Below are 19,826 nucleotides of genomic sequence, written 5' to 3' on the forward strand. Positions count from 1 at the left end.
CGGCCCCCGGGGGGGCGCCCCCCGGGGGGGGGGGGGCCCCCGGGGGGGGGGGGGGGGCCCGCGGGCCCCCCCCCCCCCCCCGGGGGGGGCCCCCCCCCCCCACCCCCCCGGGGGGGGGGGCCCCGGGGCGGCCCCCCCCCGACGGGTGTCTTCGACCGTGCGTGCGTTGGGGGTGAGGGTCAGGTGGCCGAGGGCAACCCGAGGAGGACGTCGGTGTACTTGGCGACGGCGAGCAGCAGGCCCACGAGGCCCAGAGCGACTCCCGCCCAGGCCACGGACTTGATCCACGGCGCCGGCTCCGAGCCGGGGGCGCTGAAGGCGGGGCGGGCCAGGGTGAACGCACCGATCAGCAGGGCGGCGAGGGCGAAGGCGCCGCCGACCAGGGCGGCGGCCTGCCAGGCGTCCCCGTACACGCCCTGGATCTGGGCGGCGACGTCACCGCCGCCGGAGGAGGACGCCTCCAGCTGACCGATGAGCGACTGCCGGGCGGAGGCCACGGAACCGAGCCAACCGCCGCTGAGGCCGACCACGCCGAGGGTCGCCGAGAGGACCGCCGCGGCCCCCGCGCCGACGCCCGAGGAGACCTTGGCCACCGGGGCGTCGAGGTCGTCCAGATCCGCGCCGTCCGCGCCGGCCGGGTCCGCGTCGGTGAGGGCGTCCTCGGCCCCGTCACCCTTGGCGGCGGTGTCCCCCGGTGTGCCGGTGGACCCCTCGGCGGGGCGGTCGGCGCCGGATTCCTGCGCGCCGGCTCCCTTCGCGGCGGCCGGGTCCGCTCCGGTGACGGTGTCCGCGTCGGTGCCCGCGGCGGCGGTCTTGTCGGTCTGTGTTGCCATGGGGGCACCGTACGGACGCCGTCTGAGAGGTTCCTTAACGACACGCCACCCGGCCCCCCAGGTCAGCCGCCCTGCTCCGGGCCGCGCCACTCGGGCGCCAGCACGGACCACACCTCCATGTCGTGGCGCACGCCCCGGTACGGGTAGCTCTCCCGCAGCACCCCGTCGACCCGCATGCCGAGCCGTTCGGCGACCCGGCGGCTGGGCTCGTTGGCGGTGGAGGTGACCCACTCGGCGCGGTGCATGCCGCGCTCCCCGAACGCCCAGTCCAGCAGGACGCGGGCGCCCCGGGTGACCAGGCCGCGGCCGGCGGCGGCGGGTTCGAGCCAGCAACCGATCTCGCAGTTGCCGCTGTCGGCGTCGAAGATCCGGAAGAGGAGTCCGCCGACGAGGGTGCCGTCCAGCCAGATGCCGTGCAGGCTGCCGTTGTCCACGGCGCGCTTGTCCGCGTACGCCTGGAGCACGGCCCGGGCCCCGGCGACGTCGTGGGCGTTGGTGCCGAAGGCGACGTACCGGCTGATGAAGTCGCGTCCGCGGTCGAGGTGGGCCAGGAACTCCTCGGCGTGCCAGGGCTCCAGGGGGCGCAGTTCGGCCCCGTCGTCACCGAGCGTCCTCGCGTACATGGCTGCTTCCTCCGGGGTTCCGGCTCGTCCCTGGTGCGGGACGGCGTGCGGCGGGGCGGCCACGGTCACAGGTCCGCGCCCGCGTGGGTCTCCTGCGGTGCGTGGTCCACGCGCCGCCCGGGAATCCTCGCACGTCCGTGCGGGTGGTCGGGGCGGCACTCCGGCGGCTCGATGCTGATGCGGGGCAGGACGCGGTCCAGGGAGCGGGGCAGCCACCAGTTGGCGCCGCCGAGCAGGTGCATCAGGGCGGGGACCAGCAGGGTGCGCAGCACGAAGGCGTCGAGGGCGACCGCCGCGGCGAGCGCGATGCCGAACATGGCGATGACCCGGTCCCCGCTGAGCACGAAGGCCAGGAACACCGCGATCATGATCACGGCAGCCGAGTTGATCACGCGGCTGGTCTCGGCGAGGCCGACGCGCACGGCCCGGCGGTTGTCCCCGGTCGCCAACCACTCCTCGTACATCCGGCTCACCAGGAAGACCTGGTAGTCCATGGACAGGCCGAAGAGCACCGAGACCATGATGACCGGCAGGAACGGTTCGATGGGCCCGGCCCGGCCGAGGCCCAGCAGTTCGCTGCCCCACCCCCACTGGAAGACGGCGACGACCACGCCGAAGGCGCCCGCGACGGCGAGCACGTTCATGACGGCGGCCTTCACCGGGATGCCGATCGAGCGGAAGGCCAACAGCAGCAGGACGCAGCCGAGGGCGATGACGACGCCGACGAAGAGCGGGAGTTTGCCGACGATGAGTTCGGCGAAGTCGTCGTACCCGGCGGTGACCCCGCCGACCTGCACGTCCAGTGCGGTGCCCCGCTCGGCGGCGGGCAGCACCTCGGTGCGCAGCCGGTCGACGAGTGCGCTGGTCCGCTCGGACTGCGGGGCGGAGCCGGGGACGAGGGTGAGCACGGCGGTGTCCCCGGCCGCGTTGTGGGTGACCGGGCCGACCGAGGCGACGTTCTCGGTGCCGCGCAGGGTGGCCGCGAGTGCGTCGAGGGCGGCCCGGTCCGCTGCGCCCGCCCCGTCCGGGCCGTCGGCTCCGCGGACCTCGGTGACCAGGGTGAGGGGGCCGTTGACACCGGGCCCGAAACCGCCGGCCAGCAGGTCGTACGCCTGCCGGGTGGTGGAGCCCTTCGGGTTGTTGCCCTGGTCGGAGGTGCCGAGGTGGAGGGAGAGGGCGGGCAGCGCCAGCACGGTGACGGCGACCAGGGCGAGGGCGCCGAGCAGCTTGGGGTGCCGTTCCACGAAGGCGGACCACCGGGCGGCCGGTCCGCTGGGCGGGGTGCCCGTCGCCAGTTCGGGCCCCTGTTCGGCGAGGCGGCGGCGTTCCCGGCGGCTGAGGGCGCGCGGACCGATCCAGGACAGCAGCGCGGGCAGCAGGGTGACCGAGGCGGCGACGGTGAGGACCACGGTCAGGGACGCCGCGATGGCGACTCCGTTGAGGAACCCGAGGCGCAGGACGAGCATGCCGAGGAGGGCGATGCAGACGGTGGCGCCCGCGAACACCACGGCGCGACCGGTGGTGGCGACGGCCTGCTCGGCGGCCCGGGCGACCGACAGTCCGCGCCGCAGGCCCTGGCGGTGGCGGGTGACGATGAACAGGGCGTAGTCGATGCCGACGCCGAGGCCGATGAGCATGCCGAGCATCGGGGCGAAGTCGGCGACGGTCATGGCGTGCCCGAGCAGCACGGTCCCGGCGTAGGCGGTGCCGACACTGACCAGGGCGGTCGCTATCGGGAGCAGGGAAGCGGCCAGGGAGCCGAAGACGAGGAAGAGCACCACGGCGGCGACGGCGACGCCCACGGCTTCCGCGAGGTGGCCGCCGAGCGGTTCGGTGAGGGCGATGGCGCTGCCGCCGAGGGCGACGGTGAGCTCGTCGGTGGCGGCGGGCGTCGCGAGGTCCACGACGGCCCGGGCGTCGGCGGCGGTCAGCTCGCCCACGGGCCGGTCGAAGGTGACGGTGGCGTAGGCGGTGCGGCCGTCGGCGCTGATCCGGTCGGCGGCCGGGGTGCCCGCGTCGCCCTCGGCACCGGTACGGGGAGGGGCGTACGGCCCGGCGACCGCGGCCACGGCCGGCAGCTCGGCGACCTCCCCGAGCACCCGGCTCATGGTCCGTTCGACCTCGGCGGCCCGCACGGTGCCGTGTTCGGTGTGCCAGACGATGGTGTTGCTGTCGCCGCCCGAGCCCGGGAAGCCGCGGGCGAGGAGTTCGGTGGCCCGACCGGACTCGGTGCCGGGCACCTCGTAGTCGTTGGAGTACGCGGAACCCGTCAGCGCCGCGGCAGTGGCGGTGCCGCCGAGGGTGGCCAGCCAGATGAGGACGGCGACCAGGCGGTGCCTGACGCACCAGCGCGCGAGTGCTGCCACCGCTGAACTCCCAGGGTGCTTCGTCGGGTCTTCATCGGGAACAGCCGGTACCCCGGTGGGGCCGCACGGCCCGAAGGAGAATCACGAAGAATCTCGGAGAATGCCTCGGAACCGCCCGCAAAGAACGCATGAACAAGCTGATGCCACTCTTGCAGGCTTAAGAGATCGTTTGACCGGTTCGTGGTTCTCCTCACACCGGTTCGCGGCCCCCGGAGACCGCAGCGGCCCGGGCGCCCCTGCGTGCGCCGTGCACCGGGCTCCGGTCTCCGGGCTCCGGGCACGACGAAGGGGGCGGTGACCGGACCCCGGTCACCGCCCCCCGCGCGTACTACGGGGACGTCAGCCCTCGACCCCGAGCCGGGCGAGGATCAGCTCCTTGACCCGGGCCGCGTCGGCCTGGCCCCGGGTGGCCTTCATGACCGCGCCCACCAGGGCACCCGCCGCGGCGACCTTGCCGCCACGGATCTTGTCCGCGACGCCCGGGTTCTGGGCGATGGCCTCGTCGACGGCGGTGGTCAGCGCACCCTCGTCGGAGACGACCTTGAGGCCCCGCTTCTCCACGACCTCGTCGGGGGTGCCCTCGCCCGCGAGGACGCCCTCGATGACCTGCCGGGCGAGCTTGTCGTTGAGGTCGCCGGACGCGACGAGCGCGGCGACCCGGGCGACCTGCGCCGCAGTGATCGGCAGGGTGTCCAGGGCGGCGCCGGACTCGTTGGCGTTGCGCGCCAGCTCGCCCATCCACCACTTGCGGGCGGCGGTCGAGTCGGCCCCCTCCTCGATGGTGGCGGCGATCAGGTCGACGGCACCGGCGTTGAGGATCGACTGCATGTCGTGCTCGGTGACGCCCCACTCCTCGCGCAGCCGGTTGCGGCGCGCCCGCGGCAGCTCCGGCAGTCCGGCGCGCAGCTCCTCGACCCACTCCCGGGACGGGGCCACCGGCACCAGGTCGGGCTCGGGGAAGTACCGGTAGTCCTCGGCCTCCTCCTTGACCCGGCCCGAGGTGGTGGAACCGGTGTCCTCGTGGAAGTGGCGGGTCTCCTGGATGATGGTGCCGCCCTCGTTCAGGACGGCCGCGTGCCGCTGGATCTCGAAGCGGGCGGCCCGCTCGACGGACCGCAGCGAGTTGACGTTCTTGGTCTCGCTGCGGGTGCCGAACTTCTCCCGGCCGTGCGGACGCAGCGACAGGTTGACGTCGCAGCGCATCTGGCCCATCTCCATCCGGGCCTCCGACACGCCGAGCGCCCGGATCAGCTCGCGCAGCTCGGCGACGTACGCCTTGGCGACCTCGGGGGCCCGCTCACCGGCACCGACAATCGGCTTGGTGACGATCTCGATGAGGGGGATGCCGGCCCGGTTGTAGTCGAGCAGCGAGTGGGAGGCGCCGTGGATGCGGCCGGTGGCACCGCCGACGTGGGTCGACTTGCCGGTGTCCTCCTCCATGTGGGCGCGCTCGATCTCCACGCGGAAGACCTCGCCGTCCTCCAGCTGGACGTCCAGGTAGCCGTTGAAGGCGATCGGCTCGTCGTACTGGGAGGTCTGGAAGTTCTTCGGCATGTCCGGATAGAAGTAGTTCTTCCGGGCGAAGCGGCACCACTCGGCGATCTCGCAGTGCAGCGCGAGACCGATCTTGATGGCGGACTCGACGCCGATCGCGTTGACGACCGGGAGCGAGCCCGGCATGCCGAGGCAGGTCGGACAGGTCTGCGTGTTGGGGTCCGCGCCCAACTCCGTGGAGCAGCCGCAGAACATCTTGGTCCTGGTGCCCAGCTCGACATGGACCTCCAGGCCCATGACGGGGTCGTACGACGCGAGCGCGTCCTCGTACGACACCAGGTCGGTCGTGACAGTCACGGTGAAACTTCCCTCTCAGCCCAGCAGGACGTCGTCGTCACCGAGGCGCTTGAGCTCCCGGTAGAGGATCGCGAGTCCGGTGACGATGGCGGCGGCGGACACGGCGGCGTCGACCAGCCGCAGCGTGTCGTGCTCGGAGCGGGCCTTGCGGGCCTGCTTGACGATGCTGACGGCGCCGAAGGCCGTCGTGGCCATGGACAGGTACGTGCCCGACTTCGACTTCTTGAAGCCCTTGGCCTTGGTCAGTGCGCTCACAGCGACGGTGCCTCCTCAAGCAGCGGATGACCCCAGCGTTCCACGAACGCGGCCTCGACGGCGGCACCGACCTTGTAGAGCCGGTCGTCCTGCATCGCCGGGGCGATGATCTGGAGGCCCACCGGCAGGCCGTCCTCCGGGGCGAGACCGCAGGGCAGCGACATGGCCGCGTTGCCCGCCAGGTTGGTCGGGATGGTGCACAGGTCGGCGAGGTACATCGCCATCGGGTCGTCGGCCCGCTCACCGATCGGGAACGCGGTCGTCGGGGTCGTGGGCGACACGATCACGTCGACCTGCTCGAACGCCTTCTCGAAGTCCCGGGTGATCAGGGTGCGGACCTTCTGGGCGCTGCCGTAGTACGCGTCGTAGTAGCCGGAGCTGAGCGCGTACGTGCCGAGCATGATGCGGCGCTTGACCTCGTCGCCGAAGCCCGCGTCACGGGTGACCGCCGTGACCTCCTCCGCCGACCGGGTGCCGTCGTCGCCGACCCGCAGGCCGTAGCGCATGGCGTCGAACCGGGCGAGGTTGCTGGAGCACTCGGAGGGCGCGATCAGGTAGTACGCCGACAGCGCCAGGTCGAAGGACGGACAGTCCAGCTCGACGATCTCGGCGCCGAGCTCCCTCAGCAGCTCCACCGACTCGTCGAAGCGCTGCACCACGCCGGCCTGGTAGCCCTCGCCGCGGAACTGCTTGACGACGCCGACCCGCATGCCCGTCACGGAACCGTTGCGGGCGGCCTCCACGACCGGGGGCACCGGGGCGTCGATGGACGTGGAGTCCAGGGGGTCGTGACCGCCGATGACCTCGTGCAGCAGGGCCGCGTCGAGGACGGTGCGCGCGCAGGGGCCGCCCTGGTCCAGCGAGCTGGAGAAGGCGACCATGCCGTAGCGGGAGACCCCGCCGTACGTCGGCTTCACGCCGACGGTGCCGGTGACCGCGGCGGGCTGGCGGATCGAACCGCCGGTGTCCGTGCCGATCGCCAGCGGCGCCTGGTAGGAGGCGAGGGCCGCCGAGGAGCCGCCGCCGGAGCCGCCCGGGATGCGGGTCAGGTCCCACGGGTTGCCGGTCGGACCGTACGCGCTGTTCTCCGTCGAGGACCCCATGGCGAACTCGTCCATGTTGGTCTTGCCGAGGATGACGACGTCGGCGGCCTTCAGCTTCTTGGTGAGGGTCGCGTCGTACGGGGGGATCCAGCCTTCGAGGATCTTGGAACCGACGGTGGTCGGGATGCCCTCGGTGGTGAAGATGTCCTTCAGGGCGAGCGGAACGCCCGCGAGCGGTCCCAGCTCCTCGCCGGCGGCGCGCTTGGCGTCCACCGCGCGGGCCTGGGCGAGGGCGCCCTCGCGGTCCACGTGCAGGAACGCGTGGACCTTCTCGTCGACGGCCTCGATCCGGGCCAGGTGGGCCTCGGTGACCTCGACGGCGGTGAGCTCGCCGGAGGCGATGCGCGCCGCGGTCTCGGCGGCGGTCAGCCTGATGATGCTGTTCGTGTCGGCCATGGCGATCAGTCCTCCCCCAGGATCTGCGGGACCTTGAAGCGCTGCTGTTCCTGGGCGGGGGCGCCGGAGAGCGCCTGCGCGGAGGTGAGCGACGGTCGGACCTCGTCCGCGCGCATGACGTTCGTCAGGGGCAGCGGGTGGGAGGTCGGTGGAACGTCCTGGTCGGCGACCTCGGCGACGCGGGCTACCGCGCCGATGATGTCGTCGAGCTGACCGGCGAAGTGATCGAGTTCTTCGCTCTTCAGGTCCAGGCGTGCCAGCCGAGCGAGGTGAGCGACCTCCTCGCGCGTGATGCCAGGCATGCAGCGATCCTCAAGGTGAGTGGTGGGTTTTGGCCCCAATCCTATGGGGCCCGGCCCACTCTCCGCGCAACCCCTCGGACGGGACCCACCAGCACCCCCGCTCCAGGCCCTCCTCTTGTGTACGAGCGCGGTGGCCGCCCTCCGTCTCCCCGGGTGTGCGGTGCGCACCCCACACCCGGTCGGATGCCGGGCCGGGGCCGGCCTTCCCGTGCGGGTGGTGGCGATTCCGGGGGCCGCAGGGTGCTACTCCCTCCGGTGCGGGACGGTCACGGTTCGGGAACGCCTCGAACGGGCAACCGAGGGGCAGACGCGGCAACCGAGACCACGACCGGGGGTGGTCGACCCGCCCCCGGGTGGGCCACGGAGTCCGTAGAGCGTCAGGAGACGGGGGGCACCATGGCCTGGGACGAGTGGGAAGAGCTCAAGACACAAGCGGCACAGCGGCATTCGACACAGATGCAGCTCAACCAGTATCCCGCCGAGAGCGGGACCAACGAGGGCGGTGGACAAGGAGCCGCGGGCGACGGGCTCCGCGTCACTCACAGCTCGCTCAACGGCAATGCGAACTACCTCATCGAGTTGTCAGGACTTCTCTACCAGGGACGGCCGGACGGCGATCTCTGCACGATGGCACGTGCGCCGCGCTCGCACCCGGACGTCGCGGCCCAGGTCGATCGGTTCGCGCGTTTCGCCGACGACCAGTACCAAGACGTGACATCGCTCCTCGCCGCGTTGTCCACCCGGCTCAGGGAAGCGAACGGCACCTTCGTGGACTACGACGGCGCGGTGGCCGAGGGCATGATGAACGCCGTCCTCGAGCTGGGCCGGTACACGGCCCCGGAAGACAGGTGAGCCCCTTGGCCTACACCTATCGGGAGGACGTCAGGTTCCTCGAGGAATGCAACCCCGCGCTCGTGGAGCGCAACGCGTTGGAGTTCAAGCGGCTGCGTGACCTGCTGCTCGATGTCGAGCCCGGGGCGAAGCGAGCCGCGACCCACACGCAGTGGGTGAGCGAGAACCGCACGCCCTACGACAACAGGCTCCGTGAGGCACGCGACCTGATCACCCACCTGGCCGAGGGCTACGACAAGGCGCAGAGCGCACTCCTGCATTACGCGGCGGCGCTGGAGACGGCGAAGTCCCACTACACGGACGGCAGATCAGCGGAACAGCGGTTGGCCGGCCTAGTGTCCCGGGTCGCGGACGCCATGACCCGCGAGGCGCAGGAGGCCGGGACCATGCGCCAGTGGGAGGACCTACGGGGTACGACCGGATTCCTCGACTGGGCCGCCGAGCTCACCGTGGACATCGACGACATCAAGGACGAGGCGAACCGCGCCCACGGCCAGGCCAGTGCGGCGTACCACCGCGCTCTGGAGACGGAGAGCGAGGCGCGAAGCACGTGCACCGCGGCCTTGGACAAGGCGTACGAGGCCCTGCCCGACTTCCGCGGTGGCGACTTCGTTGACGCGAAGAGCCTGCTGGGGTCCATACCCGCGCTCCGGTCCGAGGCCGCCGAAGCCGGGAACGACACCCTCACCCACCTGCCGGGGAGGAGCACCAAGGCGGAGTTCACCACACCGGTGGGAGGGGCCGACGTATCGCCGTCCCTCATGGACATCCGGATGCGCCTCACGGAACTGCCCGAAGCCACCGACGCGTACTGGGCCGTGCCGAGGAACGCGGAAGAACGTCGTGAGTGGATCGCGGCGAACAAGGACGTCATCTCCGCGGCGGCCCAACGCTCCGGCCTGCCTCCCGACATGGTGGCCGGGATCGCCTGGCAGGAGGTGGGCGGCCAGTGGGGTTGGATGGACGACGGGGTCGACACCGTCCGCGAGCTGGCCGAGAACGGCTGGTTGTCGGTCACTCCGGAGAACCTGCCTTCGCGGCTCGGCGGCGCACCGGACGAGACGTCCTTCGGCCCCATCGCCATCCAGGTGCGAAGAGCCGCCGAGGTGCTCGGCTACGACCCGGCCAACCTCACGGAGGGGCAACGGGACACCATCGAGGCAGCGCTCCAAGAGCCCGGGCAGAACATCTTCATCGCCTCCGAGTACCTGGCCATGCTCAAGGAGGAGAGCGGGTTCGCCGACGTACCGGCGGACGAGTTGACGCGCGAACAGCGCCAGGAACTCGCTGCCCGCTACAACGGCGGACCCTACTGGCAGGACGACAAGGCACAGGCATACGGTCGTGGCTTCGACGAGAACCTGGACGATGCGAGGAGTGCCCTGAAGTGACCGGCCTGCTGCGAGGGCCGTGGGGACCGGTCCTCGTCCTCGCGAACCTCTTGAACGCCTACGTCGCCTACGGCGCCCTCGCGACACAGCCGCAGGGGGCTTGGGACGAACAGACGCTGACCGGTATCGAGTTCGCGTCCGCCCTCCTGATCGTGCTCGGCGTCACGACCACGCTGCTCGCCCTGTTCCCGGTGCGGCGTCGGACCCTGAGCCACTGGTGGCTGGCGCCGTCACTGGCGTTCCTGGCGATGGGCGCAGCACGCTGGGCCTACGTCGTCCACACCTACCCGCAGGGCGGATGACCGGCGGTCCGCACAGACCCCAGGGCGGTGGAAACCACCGGACCTCCTTGTACGAGCGCGGTGGCCGCCCTCCGTCTATCCGGGTGTGCGGTGCGCACCCCACACCCGGTCGGATGCCGGGCCGGGGCCGGCCTTCCCGTGCGGGTGGAGTCCGCGGGTAGGGGCAGCCGGCGGGGCATCCTGCTCACCCCGGCACGGGCTGGCCCGGGTGACCGTCCGGCGAGGGCGTGAAGGCGATCTCCAGGCTGGTCAGTCCGCGGAAGTTGAGACTGCGCTGCCAGCTCGGCGCGGCACCCACGCGCTTCCAGTCCGGCAGCCGGGTGAGCAACGCCTCCAGCACGATGACGCCCTCCAGTCGGGCCAGCGCTGCACCGAGGCAGAAGTGCGGCCCGTACCCGAAGGCGACGTGCCGCCCACCGGGACGCCGGAAGTCCAGCACGTCGGGGTCGGGGAAGGCCTCCGGGTCCCGGTTGGCGGCGCCGCACACCAGGAGCACGGGCTGACCGGCCGCGAGGGAGCGACCCGCCAGGTCCAGGTCGTGCCGGGCCCTGCGCAGCATCAACTGCACCGGGCTGTCGTAGCGCAGGAGTTCCTCGACCGCGGCGGGGATCAGGTCCGGCTGGTCGCGGAGTTGCTCGGCGGCCTGCGGATGCTCCAGGAGGGCGAGGGCGGCGTTGCCGATGAAGTGGGTGGTGGTCTCGTGGCCGGCGATCAGGAGCAGGGCGCAGTTGGCGAGGAGTTCCTCGAAGTCCTGATCGGGGTTGTCGATCCCGGTGGCCAGGAGCGCGCGCAGGCTGTGCGGCGCGGGCGGACCGTCCTCGTGGAGCAGGAGCCCGCGGAGGTAGTCGAGCATCTGCGCCATGCTCTGCGAGGCCGCTCTGCTCTCGTCGGCGTCGAGCCGGGAGTTGCCGATGGCCGCGGCGACCGGGTCCGACCACGAGGACACGGTCGACCGGTCCTCCTCCGGGACGCCCAGGAGGTCGCAGATGACGGCCAGGGGCAGCGGGCGGGCGAGGTCCGCGACGACGTCCAACCGGCCGGTCGGCGCCGCGCGGGTGATGATCTGATCGACCGCGTCGAAGATCCGGCCGCGCAGCGCCGCCACGGCCCGGGGCGTGAAGGCCCTGCTGAGCAGGGCGCGCAACCGGGCGTGGTCGGGGGCGTCGCTGTAGAGCATCTGCTGACTCAGGACCCGGGCCAGCGGACGTAGTTCCTCGGAGACCGCCCCGATGTCCGGGTAGCGGATCGAGGAGAAGCGCGGGTCGCTCGCCGTGCTGCTGACCACGGCATGGCTGGTGGCGACCCAGGCACCCACACGACGGTCCCAGAAGAGGTCGTCGGTGTTCCGGAGGTCCCGGTAGAAGTCGTAGAGACGTTCCTGGTTCTGGGTCCTCAGGACGGATAACAGTGACGCAGGCGTCGCGTGAGTGCGCATCGCCGCACGCTAGCACCAGGGGCGCACGGCCGCCGCGGGCGTCCCGCGCAGCAGCGGGGGAAGGAGTGGTCCCGACGGACGGGGCCCGCCTCGCGGTCACGTCCCCATGCGGTCCGGCACTTGCCCGTCGGTCGTGTGACCAACGCCCGTCCCCACGGTGCGCCGAAGCGCCCGTGGGCTATCCGGGAGCGGGCTGGACGTCGCCGGTGAAGACGATGATCTGGTCGATCAGATTGCGGCGCAGGTGGACGACGTCCGTGCCGGAGAGGCGGGGACCGTCGTTCGGCGTGGTGAACACCCACTGGTAGCGGGCCCACTCGTCGGGCATGTCCACGCGCGACCGGCGGACCATCGTGCCGGTGCCCGCCGGGTGGCGTCGGATGTCCAGTACGAAACGTTCGACCGACTCGATGCCCTCGCTGCGCCCCAGCGGCCCCCAGAGGATGACGTCCGGGGTCAGGGCCTGGGACAGCAGCGCGGTGACGTAGGTGTCGTCCGAGGCGTTGAACGCCGAGACGAACGTGTCGATCGCGGATTGCGCGGTCTCTTCCTGCATGTACCCAGTCATACCAGGTGGTTGTGAGGAGCGGGCCGTCGCCCGGGCACGGCGGGAGCGGCGGCGGGCACCGCGTGCCGGGGGCGTCGTCGGACCGGGTCGAGCACGCCACCGGTTCCACCCGGTGTGCCCCACGAGCACGAGGCCGACCACCGAACCCGGAGGATCCGCTTCCACCACGAGCCGCTGGGACACCTCCACGTACCGCCGCTCCGAGAGCCACCACTTGCGCCGGGGAGAACGGAGACGCCCGACTCAGCGCTGCGCTGCTGCGGCCCAGCGGTCCCGGAGGATCGCGTCTCGGTTCATTCCGTTTCGACGGCCGGGAGGGTGGCGCGGGGGCGCTGCCAGCCGCGGGAACCCCGGGCGAGCAGCCATGCCGTGGCCTCCTCCGGAGGCATCGCCGCGGCGACCAACCAGCCCTGCACGGCATCGCAGCCGAGGTCGCGCAGCCGCTCCCAGGTCTCGTCGTCCTCGACGCCCTCCGCGACGACGAGGAGTCCCAGCGAGTGGGCGAGGTCGACCGTGCAGCGCACGATCTCGGCGTCCTCGTTGTCGATGGCGAGCCGGGCCACGAAGGACCGGTCGATCTTCAGTTCGCTGACGGGCAGGCGCCGGAGGTGGACCAGGGACGAGTACCCGGTGCCGAAGTCGTCGAGGGACATCTTCACGCCGTGGCCGGCCAGTCCGGCGAGGGTGTCCGCGGCCCGCTGCGGGTCTTCGAGCAGGACGTGTTCGGTGATCTCCAGTTGGAGCGCGGCGGCGGGCACCGCGTGCCGGGCGAGCCGGGCGGCGACCGAGCCGGCGAAGCCGGGGGTGTGGACGTCGCGGGGCGAGACGTTCACGGCGACGGGGACCCGTAGGCCCTGGGCGCGCCAGCGGGCGACCTGGGCGAGTGCGGTCTCCAGCACGTACTCGGTGAGGTGCGGCATCAGCCCGGAGGACTCGGCGATGGCGATGAACTCGTCCGGGGGGACCCGTCCGCGCTCCGGGTGCACCCAGCGCACCAGGGCTTCGAGGCCGGCGACCTGTCCGTCGAAGCGGACCTTGGGCTGGTAGTGGAGTTGGACGTCGCCGGTGTCGAGGGCGCGTCGGAGGTCGCCGAGGAGTCCGAGCCGGTCGGGGGTGTTGGAGTCCCGCTTCGACTCGTAGACCTCCACGCCGGTGCGGTCCCGCTTGGCCTGGTACATGGCGATGTCGGCGCGCCGCAGCAGTCCCTCGGCGTCGAGGGCGTGGTCGGGGAAGACGGCGAGTCCGGCGCTGGCCTCCAGGACGAGGGTGAGCCCGTCGAGGTCGAGGGGCGAGCCGAGGGCGGTGACCACGGAGCGGGCGACGCGGGTGGCGGAGGTGGTGGAGTCGGCGATGGGCAGGAGCACCGCGAACTCGTCGCCGCCGAGGCGTGCGGCCTCGGCCCCGCGGGGCAGCGCGACGCGGAGTCGATCGGCGATCTGGAGGAGGAGCCGGTCGCCCGCGAGATGGCCGAGGGTGTCATTGACGGACCGGAACCGGTCCAGGTCGATCAGCATCAGTGCGGACCTGGCGCCGATCCGGTCGGCGTCATCGAGGGCCGCCCAGGTGCGTTCGAGGAGCCACTGACGGTTCGGGAGCTTGGTGAGGGGATCGCGCAACTGCTCCTCGGCCCGGGCCCGGGCGATCCACAGGGTGGAGTCGAGGGTGACCAGCGGGACGACGAACAGCGGCAGCAGTACCGGCGTCGCCGTGGCCACGACGCAGATCAGCGGGGCTATGCCCAGCAGCGCGACCCCGACCAGGCCCTGTCGCAGCAGGGCGGTGCGGGCGATCGTGGGCAGGCCCGCCGGGTTCGGGGCGTGGAGGTACCACAGGAGCAGACGGGTGACGGTCAGATAGGCCGCCGCCGCCAGGGAGACCTGAGGGACGGTGTACAGGTCCCAGGTCTCGGGCTGCCAGGGCCGTTCGACGGTGGGGACGACTCCGCAGGCTGCGAGCAGCAGTGCACCCGAGCCGATGCCGAGCACGTCGACGGCGCCGTGCAGTAAGCCCTGCCGCCAGCGTCCCCGGCGGGCGACCCCCACCAGGACGACGACGGTCAGGCTGACCATGCCGGCGGGGATCCATCCGTACAGCAGGAGCACGGCGAGGGTGAGGGCGGAGCCGGAGCCGGTGGCGCCCCACCAGCGGCCCCGGCCGAGGGCCACCAGGTGACCCACGGTCAGTCCGGTGAGCAGGGCCAGGGACCAGCCCACGGTGCCGGACGGGAACAGCGCGCGGTCGCCGCTGACGGCGCTCCAGGCGCCGAGGCCCAGGACGACCGCGGCGAGGGAGCCGACCGCGAGGGCGAGGGCGGGCCAGGCGCCGCGCGTCGCCGGGTCGGTGTCCGGGTAGGGGCGGGCGCCGTGGGTGACGGGCTGTGCGGGGTCGCCCGCCCGCCTGCGGCCGGTGAGCCAGGCGCGCGGGATGCGGCGGGCGCGCACGCCCGCGTCCGGGGCGGCCCTCTCGCTCGATTCCATTCCGTCCCTCTCACAGCCGGCGGTGCCCGCACCACGCGTCGTTCCGCCGTGCACCGCCATCGAACGCGCGTCTGATGACCCGCCACGCAGCGGGCCACGGCGGGCGCTTATTCCCACAGTAGGCTGCGGAGGCCGTCCAGGGGCAGCGGTCGGCGACGGTTGCCCGAATGCGACCGGGCCACCCCTAACCATCTGATATGCGCCGAACGGGTGAGCTGATGGGGCTGTGCGGGGGGACCGGAAGACGGCTATTCCTCGACGGGGAGGGCCGCCTCCCGGGCCGCGTCCGGGCCCTGTTCCAGCAGGACGGCGAAGCCTTCTTCGTTCAGGACCGGCACCTTCAGCTGCATCGCCTTGTCGGATTTCGATCCCGGGTTGTCACCGACCACGACGAACGAGGTCTTCTTGGACACCGATCCGGTCACTTTGGCGCCGAGCGACTGGAGGGCCTCCTTCGCGCCGTCACGGGTGTGGTGGGCCAGGGTGCCGGTGACGACCACGGTGAGTCCCGCCAGGGGGCGGGGGCCCTCGTCCTCCCCCGCGGACGCGTCCTCCATCCGGGCGCCCGCGGCCTTCCACTTGCGGACGATCTCCTGGTGCCAGGGCTCTTCGAACCACTGGCGGACGGCGGCGGCGGTGGTGTCCGCGACCCCGTCGGTGGCGATGAGCTGCTCCTCGGTGGCCTCGGCGAGCCGGTCGATGGAGCGGAACTCGCGGGCGAGCGCTTCGGCGGCGACCGGGCCGACGTGACGGATCGACAAGCCGGTCAGGAAACGCGCCAGCGGGCGTTCCTTGGCGGCGGCGATGGCCTCCAGCATGGCCAGGGCGTTCTTCTTGGGTTCGCCCTCCTGGTTGGCGAAGACGGTGGCGACCTTCTCCAGGCCGGTCTCCGGGTCCCGCTTGGGCAGTCCGCTGTCGGGGTCGAGGACGTACGCCTTGATGGGGAGCAGCTGTTCGATCGTCAGGTCGAACAGGTCGCCCTCGTCCTTGAGCGGTGGCTCCGCGGGCTCCAGGGGCTTGGTGAGCGCGGCGGCGGACACGTAGCCGAAGTGGTCGATGTCGAGGGACTTGCGGCCCGCGAGGTAGAAGAGCCGCTCCCGCAGCTGGGCCGGGCAGGTGCGGGCGTTCGGACAGCGGAGGTCGATGTCGCCCTCCTTCATGGCCTTCAGCGGGGTGCCGCACTCGGGGCACTCGGTGGGCATCTCGAACGCGGGCGCGTCCGGGTCGCGGAGTTCGGGGACGTGGCTGAGGATCTCGGGGATCACCTCCCCGGCCTTGCGGATGACGACGGTGTCCCCGACGCGGACGTCCTTCGCCTTGACGACCTCCTGGTTGTGGAGGGTCGCGAACTCGACCTCCGAGCCGGCGACGACGACCGGTTCGACCTGGGCGTAGGGGGTGACGCGCCCGGTGCGGCCGACGCCGACGCGGATGTTGATGAGCTTGGTGTTGACCTCCTCCGGCGGGTACTTCCAGGCGATGGCCCAGCGGGGCGCGCGGGAGGTGGAGCCCAAGCGGCCCTGGAGGGGGATCTCGTCGAGCTTGACGACCACGCCGTCGATCTCGTGCTCCATCGAGTGGCGGTGGGCGCCGTAGTGCGCGATGAAGGCGCGCACGCCCTCGATCGAGTCCACCACCTCGTTGTGCCGGGCGGTGGGCAGGCCCCACTCGTGGAGCAGGGCGTACGCCTCGGACAGCCGGTCGATCTCCAGGCCCTCGCGGGCGCCGATGCCGTGCACCACCATGTGCAGCGGGAGCGTGGCGGTGACCTTGGGGTCCTTCTGGCGCAGCGAGCCGGAGGCGGAGTTGCGGGGGTTGGCGTACGGCTTCTCGCCCGCCTTGACCCGGCGTTCGTTGAGCGCTTCGAAGGCGTCCATCGGGAAGTACACCTCACCGCGGATCTCCACCAGGGCGGGGACGCGGTCGCCCTGGAGGCGGTGCGGGATCTCGGCGATGGTCCGGACGTTGGGGGTGATGTCCTCGCCGGTGCGGCCGTCGCCGCGGGTGGCGGCGCGGGTGAGCCGGCCGTCCTCGTAGGTGAGGTTGACGGCGAGCCCGTCGACCTTCAGTTCGCACAGGAAGTGGTAGTCCGGGGTGCCGACGTCGCGGGCGATGCGATCGGCCCAGGTGGTCAGGCCCTCGTCGTCGAACGCGTTGTCGAGGGAGAGCATCCGCTCCCGGTGCTGGACCTCGGTGAGCTCGGTCTCGTAGGCGACGGATACCTGCTGGGTGGGCGAATCGGGGGTGCGCAGCTCGGGGTGCTCGTCCTCCAGGCGCTCCAGGTCCCGCATCAGCCGGTCGAACTCGGCGTCGCTGACGACGGGCTGGTCCTTGACGTAGTACCGGAAGCGGTGCTCCTCGACCTCCTCGGCGAGCCGCGCGTGCCGTTCGCGCGCCTCGGCGGGCACCGGTGCGGTCCCTGCGTGCTCTTCGCCGGCCACGTCTGTCCTCCCGTTGGTCACTCTGGGTCGTCCGCGAGGGATCTCGCCGCCCGGGCGCAGTGGGCGAGCGCCTCCCGGGCGTACCCGGGGGACGCGCCGGCGAGACCACACGCCGGGGTGAGCGTGACCGAGTCACTCAGCAGTCCCGGCCGTAGCCCCAACCTGCGCCACAGCGTCCTGACACCCCCGACGCTACCGGCAGGGTCTGACAACGCGGTGTCGGTGCCGGGCACGACACCGGCGAAGAGCTTCGTGCCGGCCTCGACGGCTTCACCGATGATCTCGTCGTCACGTTCGGTGAGGAGGGAGAGGTCGAAGGAGACGGCGTCGACGCCGGAGCGGCGCAGCAGGGCGAAGGGCACGTCGGGGGCGCACGAGTGGACGACGACGGGACCGTCGTGGACGTCGAACAGGTCGCGGAGCACCGCCTCCACGGTCTGCCGGTCCGGGGCGCGGTGGGTGCGGTAGCCGCTGGCCGTCTTGATCTGGCCGCGCAGCACGGCGGTGAGCGAGGGTTCGTCGTACTGGAGCACCAGTTGGGCGCCGGGGACCCGGCGGGCGACCTCGGCGAGGTGCGTGCGGACGCCCTCGGCGAGCGAACCGGCGAGGTCCCGGCAGGCGCCGGGGTCGGACAGGGCGACCTCGCCGCCCCGCAGTTCCAGGGCGGCGGCGAGCGTCCACGGCCCGACCGCCTGCACCTTCAGCGGTCCCCGGTAGCCCTGGGTGTGCTCCTCCAGGGCGTCGAGGTCCTGGCGCAGCCAGGCGTGGGCGCGGCGGGTGTCCCGGCCGGGCCGGTCGCCGATCCGCCAGCCGCTGGGCTCCACCCGGGCGTAGAGGTCGACGAGGAGTCCGGCGGTGCGGCCGATCATGTCGGCGCCGGGACCGCGCGCGGGGAGCTCGGGCAGGTACGGGGTGCCCTGGCCGTCCGCGAAGGTCCCGACGACGGTCTTGACGGCTTCCTGGGGGTCCTGGCCGGGCATGGAGCCGACGCCGGTGGCGGGGCCGGGCCGGAACGCCGTGTTGTCGTGGTTGCTCACCCGGGAAGACTACGAGACCCCCGGGGCGTCCCCGCCGGCCGCCCGTGACGACGGTCGGGGGCGGCGACGGCCGGCGGCGGGTCAGTGGGCCGAGGGGCGCACCGACAGGTCGTTGATCTCGGCGTCCCGAGGGAGGTCGAGCGCGGTGAGGACGGTGGTGGCGACGGTGTCCGGGTCGATCCAGCGGCCGGGCTCGTACTCCTTGCCCTCCTGCTGGTGGACCTTGGCCTGCATGGCGCTGGCGGTGCGACCGGGGTAGACGGACGTCACGCGGACGCCGCTGCCCTGCTCCTCCTCGCGCAGCGCGTCGGCGAGGGCCCGCAGTCCGTGCTTGGACGCGGCGTACGCGGACCAGTCGCCGCGGGCGCGCAGTCCGGAACCGGAGTTGATGAAGATCAGCTGGCCCTGGGTGACGCGGAGTTGCGGCAGGAAGTGGCGGGTCAGCTCGGCGGGTGCGATCAGGTTGACGTTGAGCTGGTGGCGCCAGGTCTTGGGGGTGAGCTCGCCGACCGGTCCGAGGTCGATGACCCCGGCACTGTGGATCAGCGAGTCGACCCGGTCGGGCAGGGTCTGGTGGGAGAAGGCCCAGGACAGCTTGTCCGGGTCGGAGAGGTCACCGACGAGGGTGCGGGCGCCGGGGAACCGGGCCGCCAGCTCCTTGGCCCGGCCCGCGTCGCGCGCGAGGAGCACGAGGTCGTCGCCGCGGGCGTGCAGGCGCTGCGCGAGGGCCGCGCCGATGCCGGAGCCGGCCCCGGTGATCACATGAGTTGCCATGGCCCCATCGTCGCACCGGGCGCACCGGGCGCCGGGACCGGTGCCGTCCGCCCGGTCAGACGGTGCCGAAGGACTCCTCCAGGTACGCGAGGGCGCCCACCGGCTCCTCGGCGAAGAACACCAGCTCGGTCAGCGGCATCGGGAGGAAGCCCTCCTCGTCCATGCGCCGGAACTGTGCGCGGAGCCCGTCGTAGAAGCCGGCCGTGTTGAGGACGACGACGGGCTTGGTGTGCTTGCCGTGCTTGCGCAGCTCCAGGATGTCGGTGGCCTCGTCCAGGGTGCCCATGCCGCCGACCAGCACCACGACCGCGTCGGCCTTCTCCAGGAGCAGCGCCTTGCGTTCGGCGAGGTCCCGGGCGACGAGCATCTCGTCGGTGCCGGGTCGGGCGAACTGCGACAGGAACTCCACGGAGACGCCGAGCAGTCGGCCGCCGCTGTGCTGTACGCCGTCCGCGACGACCTTCATCAGGCCCGAGTCGGAGCCGCCCCACACCAGGGTGTGGCCTCCCCTGCCGAGGAGTTCGGCGAACTGCCGCGCGGGGCGGGTGTAGCGCTCGTCGAGGTCGGCGGCGGACAGGAAGACACAGATGTTCATCCCGTCACGGTACGGGGATGAACGTTGCTCTGCGGACCCGGGTGCGCAGTGGTTTGCCCGCGCAGTTCCCCGCGCCCCTTCGGTGCGTTTGTGCGCGGGTGCGCTGTCCCGTGCGGGTCCGTCGTGGTCGCCCGCGCAGTTCCCCGCGCCCCTTGGGTGCGTCCCTGCGGGCGTGCGCTGTCCTGTGCGGGTGCGTCCCAGTTTCGCGCAGTTCCCCGCGCCCCT

General features: G+C 72.3%; 17 protein-coding genes. 3 read left to right on the forward strand and 14 right to left on the reverse strand.

The genetic code is table 11. From position 1 onward, the window contains the following. Positions 1 to 179: 179 nt before the first annotated feature. From ACFYOU_RS30840 to gatC, 7 genes are all read right to left on the reverse strand, one after another. A complete protein-coding gene (locus tag ACFYOU_RS30840) occupies positions 180 to 833 on the reverse strand; it encodes a hypothetical protein (RefSeq protein WP_391310280.1) in 654 nt (217 codons plus the stop codon). Between the two features lie 62 nt (positions 834 to 895). Next, positions 896 to 1,456: a GNAT family N-acetyltransferase gene (locus ACFYOU_RS30845; protein ID WP_389770133.1), complete on the reverse strand. Its 561-nt coding sequence runs from the start codon at positions 1,454 to 1,456 to the stop codon at positions 896 to 898. A gap of 65 nt (positions 1,457 to 1,521) precedes the next feature. Then, a complete protein-coding gene (locus ACFYOU_RS30850) occupies positions 1,522 to 3,822 on the reverse strand; it encodes an MMPL family transporter (protein ID WP_391310283.1) in 2,301 nt (766 codons plus the stop codon). Positions 3,823 to 4,161: 339 nt separating this feature from the next. After that, positions 4,162 to 5,673, reverse strand: a complete 1,512-nt coding sequence (gene gatB, locus ACFYOU_RS30855) for an Asp-tRNA(Asn)/Glu-tRNA(Gln) amidotransferase subunit GatB (RefSeq protein ID WP_391310284.1) — start codon at positions 5,671 to 5,673, stop codon at positions 4,162 to 4,164. A gap of 15 nt (positions 5,674 to 5,688) precedes the next feature. Beyond that, positions 5,689 to 5,868, reverse strand: a complete 180-nt coding sequence (locus ACFYOU_RS30860; protein ID WP_351239983.1) for a hypothetical protein — start codon at positions 5,866 to 5,868, stop codon at positions 5,689 to 5,691. A 56-nt stretch (positions 5,869 to 5,924) separates the two neighbouring features. Next, complete coding sequence (gatA, locus tag ACFYOU_RS30865) at positions 5,925 to 7,427, reverse strand: Asp-tRNA(Asn)/Glu-tRNA(Gln) amidotransferase subunit GatA (RefSeq protein ID WP_391310287.1); 1,503 nt, start codon at positions 7,425 to 7,427, stop codon at positions 5,925 to 5,927. A gap of 5 nt (positions 7,428 to 7,432) precedes the next feature. Continuing rightward, positions 7,433 to 7,729, reverse strand: coding sequence for an Asp-tRNA(Asn)/Glu-tRNA(Gln) amidotransferase subunit GatC (gene gatC / locus ACFYOU_RS30870; protein WP_385496214.1), 297 nt, complete (start codon positions 7,727 to 7,729; stop codon positions 7,433 to 7,435). A gap of 396 nt (positions 7,730 to 8,125) precedes the next feature. Between gatC and ACFYOU_RS30875 the strand changes: the two genes are divergently transcribed. The 3 genes from ACFYOU_RS30875 to ACFYOU_RS30885 are packed head-to-tail and all read left to right on the forward strand — an operon-like array spanning position 8,126 to position 10,274. Continuing rightward, positions 8,126 to 8,581 (forward strand): hypothetical protein, encoded by a 456-nt coding sequence (locus tag ACFYOU_RS30875; RefSeq protein ID WP_391310289.1) that lies wholly within the window; start codon positions 8,126 to 8,128, stop codon positions 8,579 to 8,581. Between the two features lie 5 nt (positions 8,582 to 8,586). Beyond that, positions 8,587 to 9,972, forward strand: a complete 1,386-nt coding sequence (locus tag ACFYOU_RS30880) for a hypothetical protein (protein WP_391310290.1) — start codon at positions 8,587 to 8,589, stop codon at positions 9,970 to 9,972. Next, complete coding sequence (locus ACFYOU_RS30885; protein WP_391310292.1) at positions 9,969 to 10,274, forward strand: hypothetical protein; 306 nt, start codon at positions 9,969 to 9,971, stop codon at positions 10,272 to 10,274. The genes ACFYOU_RS30880 and ACFYOU_RS30885 overlap by 4 nt, the downstream gene beginning before the upstream one ends. Before the next feature lie 184 nt (positions 10,275 to 10,458). Here ACFYOU_RS30885 and ACFYOU_RS30890 read toward each other — a convergent pair whose 3' ends face one another. The 7 genes from ACFYOU_RS30890 to ACFYOU_RS30920 all read right to left on the reverse strand — a co-directional run bounded on the left by ACFYOU_RS30890 (position 10,459) and on the right by ACFYOU_RS30920 (position 19,601). Further along, positions 10,459 to 11,709: a cytochrome P450 gene (locus ACFYOU_RS30890; protein ID WP_391310294.1), complete on the reverse strand. Its 1,251-nt coding sequence runs from the start codon at positions 11,707 to 11,709 to the stop codon at positions 10,459 to 10,461. Between the two features lie 178 nt (positions 11,710 to 11,887). Further along, complete coding sequence (locus ACFYOU_RS30895; RefSeq protein ID WP_385496216.1) at positions 11,888 to 12,265, reverse strand: nuclear transport factor 2 family protein; 378 nt, start codon at positions 12,263 to 12,265, stop codon at positions 11,888 to 11,890. Positions 12,266 to 12,570: 305 nt separating this feature from the next. Then, a complete protein-coding gene (locus tag ACFYOU_RS30900; RefSeq protein ID WP_389770120.1) occupies positions 12,571 to 14,754 on the reverse strand; it encodes a putative bifunctional diguanylate cyclase/phosphodiesterase in 2,184 nt (727 codons plus the stop codon). Positions 14,755 to 15,002: 248 nt separating this feature from the next. Next, a complete protein-coding gene (ligA, locus tag ACFYOU_RS30905; protein ID WP_391310297.1) occupies positions 15,003 to 17,195 on the reverse strand; it encodes an NAD-dependent DNA ligase LigA in 2,193 nt (730 codons plus the stop codon). Between the two features lie 17 nt (positions 17,196 to 17,212). Beyond that, positions 17,213 to 18,232 carry a methionine synthase gene (locus ACFYOU_RS30910; RefSeq protein ID WP_391310299.1) on the reverse strand — a complete coding sequence of 340 codons (1,020 nt, stop codon included), beginning with the start codon at positions 18,230 to 18,232 and terminating at the stop codon, positions 17,213 to 17,215. A gap of 81 nt (positions 18,233 to 18,313) precedes the next feature. Continuing rightward, the gene (locus tag ACFYOU_RS30915; protein WP_385759429.1) at positions 18,314 to 19,006 is read right to left on the reverse strand and encodes an SDR family oxidoreductase; all 693 of its coding nucleotides are present in this window, start codon (positions 19,004 to 19,006) and stop codon (positions 18,314 to 18,316) included. A 55-nt stretch (positions 19,007 to 19,061) separates the two neighbouring features. Further along, on the reverse strand, positions 19,062 to 19,601 hold the full coding sequence (locus ACFYOU_RS30920; protein ID WP_391310301.1) for a TIGR00730 family Rossman fold protein: 540 nt from the start codon (positions 19,599 to 19,601) through the stop codon (positions 19,062 to 19,064). Between the last annotated feature and the right edge of the window lie 225 nt (positions 19,602 to 19,826).

It is taken from the genome of Streptomyces sp. NPDC005955 (assembly GCF_042871255.1).
Lineage (GTDB): Bacteria > Actinomycetota > Actinomycetes > Streptomycetales > Streptomycetaceae > Streptomyces.